Annotated in this window: 1 tRNA gene and 2 rRNA genes; all 3 read right to left on the bottom strand. The window is 51.1% G+C overall.

Features of this window, described 5'->3' with window-relative positions:
- Positions 1-1,932: ribosomal RNA gene (locus D1B32_RS23390) — 23S ribosomal RNA — on the bottom strand; the annotation flags it as partial.
- A gap of 212 nt (positions 1,933-2,144) precedes the next feature.
- A tRNA-Glu gene (locus tag D1B32_RS23385) sits at positions 2,145-2,220 on the bottom strand.
- A gap of 85 nt (positions 2,221-2,305) precedes the next feature.
- A 16S ribosomal RNA gene (locus D1B32_RS23380) occupies positions 2,306-2,927 on the bottom strand; the annotation flags it as partial.

The following is a 2,927-nucleotide window of genomic DNA, read 5'->3' as shown; positions in this document are numbered from 1 at the left end:
CTTAGGACCGTTATAGTTACGGCCGCCGTTTACCGGGGCTTCGATCAAGAGCTTCTCCTTACGGATAACCCCATCAATTAACCTTCCGGCACCGGGCAGGCGTCACACCGTATACGTCCACTTTCGTGTTTGCACAGTGCTGTGTTTTTAATAAACAGTTGCAGCCAGCTGGTATCTTCGACTGCCTTCAGCTCCACCCGCGAGGGGTTTCACTTACCGACAGCGTGCCTTCTCCCGAAGTTACGGCACCATTTTGCCTAGTTCCTTCACCCGAGTTCTCTCAAGCGCCTTGGTATTCTCTACCTGACCACCTGTGTCGGTTTGGGGTACGATTTAATGTTACCTGATGCTTAGAGGCTTTTCCTGGAAGCAGGGCATTTGTTACTTCAGCACCGTAGTGCCTCGTCATCACACCTCAGCGTTAACAGAAGTCCGGATTTACCTAAACTTCCCGCCTACATGCTTAAACCGGGACAACCGTCGCCCGGCTAACATAGCCTTCTCCGTCCCCCCTTCGCAGTAACACCAAGTACAGGAATATTAACCTGTTTCCCATCGACTACGCCTTTCGGCCTCGCCTTAGGGGTCGACTCACCCTGCCCCGATTAACGTTGGACAGGAACCCTTGGTCTTTCGGCGAGGGAGTTTTTCACTCCCTTTATCGTTACTCATGTCAGCATTCGCACTTCTGATACCTCCAGCGTGGGTTACCCCTTCGCCTTCAACGGCTTACAGAACGCTCCTCTACCGCTTGCCAGTAAACTAGCAAACCCATAGCTTCGGTGTATTGCTTAGCCCCGTTAAATCTTCCGCGCAGGCCGACTCGACTAGTGAGCTATTACGCTTTCTTTAAATGATGGCTGCTTCTAAGCCAACATCCTAGCTGTCTAAGCCTTCCCACATCGTTTCCCACTTAACCATGACTTTGGGACCTTAGCTGATGGTCTGGGTTGTTTCCCTTTTCACGACGGACGTTAGCACCCGCCGTGTGTCTCCCGTATAGTACTCATTGGTATTCGGAGTTTGCAAAGGGTTGGTAAGTCGGGATGACCCCCTAGCCTTAACAGTGCTCTACCCCCAATAGTATTCGTCCGAGGCGCTACCTAAATAGCTTTCGGGGAGAACCAGCTATCTCCCGGTTTGATTGGCCTTTCACCCCCAGCCACAAGTCATCCGCTAATTTTTCAACATTAGTCGGTTCGGTCCTCCAGTTAGTGTTACCCAACCTTCAACCTGCCCATGGCTAGATCACCGGGTTTCGGGTCTATACCCTGCAACTTAACGCCCAGTTAAGACTCGGTTTCCCTGCGGCTCCCCTATACGGTTAACCTTGCTACAGAATATAAGTCGCTGACCCATTATACAAAAGGTACGCAGTCACCCCATAAAGAGGCTCCCACTGCTTGTACGTACACGGTTTCAGGTTCTTTTTCACTCCCCTCGCCGGGGTTCTTTTCGCCTTTCCCTCACGGTACTGGTTCACTATCGGTCAGTCAGGAGTATTTAGCCTTGGAGGATGGTCCCCCCATATTCAGACAGGATACCACGTGTCCCGCCCTACTCTTCGAACTCACAGTATGTGCATTTTAGTGTACGGGAGTATCACCCTGTACCCTGCGACTTTCCAGACGCTTCCACTAACACACAAACTGATTCAGGTTCTGGGCTGCTCCCCGTTCGCTCGCCGCTACTGGGGGAATCTCGGTTGATTTCTTTTCCTCGGGGTACTTAGATGTTTCAGTTCCCCCGGTTCGCTTCATTACGCTATGTATTCACGCAATGATAGTGTGACGAATCACACTGGGTTTCCCCATTCGGAAATCGCCGGCTATAACGGTTCATATCACCTTACCGACGCTTATCGCAGATTAGCACGTCCTTCATCGCCTCTGACTGCCAGGGCATCCACCGTGTACGCTTAGTCGCTTAACCTCACAACCCGAAGATGTTTCGCTTCAGATTATGAAAATTTGAGAGACTCGAACATGTCTTAACCTCATTCTTTATTACGGAAGAACGAGACGACATGTCGTTTCAATTTTCAGCTTGTTCCGGATTGTTAAAGAGCAAATATCTCAAACGTGACTCTTTCAAGTCAGTTTTGAGATATAACGGCACGCAACTTTCACTTACATACCAGCAAGTGGCGTCCCCTAGGGGATTCGAACCCCTGTTACCGCCGTGAAAGGGCGGTGTCCTGGGCCTCTAGACGAAGGGGACACTGAAGTCTCAATCGCAAGACGCCTTGCTTCTCTACATCTATCAGACAATCTGTGTGAGCACTACGCGGGTTGTATCTATTAGGTAAGGAGGTGATCCAACCGCAGGTTCCCCTACGGTTACCTTGTTACGACTTCACCCCAGTCATGAATCACAAAGTGGTAAGCGCCCTCCCGAAGGTTAAGCTACCTACTTCTTTTGCAACCCACTCCCATGGTGTGACGGGCGGTGTGTACAAGGCCCGGGAACGTATTCACCGTAGCATTCTGATCTACGATTACTAGCGATTCCGACTTCATGGAGTCGAGTTGCAGACTCCAATCCGGACTACGACGCACTTTATGAGGTCCGCTTGCTCTCGCGAGGTCGCTTCTCTTTGTATGCGCCATTGTAGCACGTGTGTAGCCCTACTCGTAAGGGCCATGATGACTTGACGTCATCCCCACCTTCCTCCAGTTTATCACTGGCAGTCTCCTTTGAGTTCCCGGCCGAACCGCTGGCAACAAAGGATAAGGGTTGCGCTCGTTGCGGGACTTAACCCAACATTTCACAACACGAGCTGACGACAGCCATGCAGCACCTGTCTCAGAGTTCCCGAAGGCACCAATCCATCTCTGGAAAGTTCTCTGGATGTCAAGAGTAGGTAAGGTTCTTCGCGTTGCATCGAATTAAACCACATGCTCCACCGCTTGTGCGGGCCCCCGTCA

Source organism: Oceanobacillus profundus (assembly GCF_003515705.1).
Taxonomy (GTDB): domain Bacteria; phylum Bacillota; class Bacilli; order Bacillales; family Amphibacillaceae; genus Oceanobacillus; species Oceanobacillus profundus.
The sequence above is the reverse complement of the archived record's forward strand: the minus strand, read 5'-3'. Positions and strand labels throughout refer to the sequence as shown.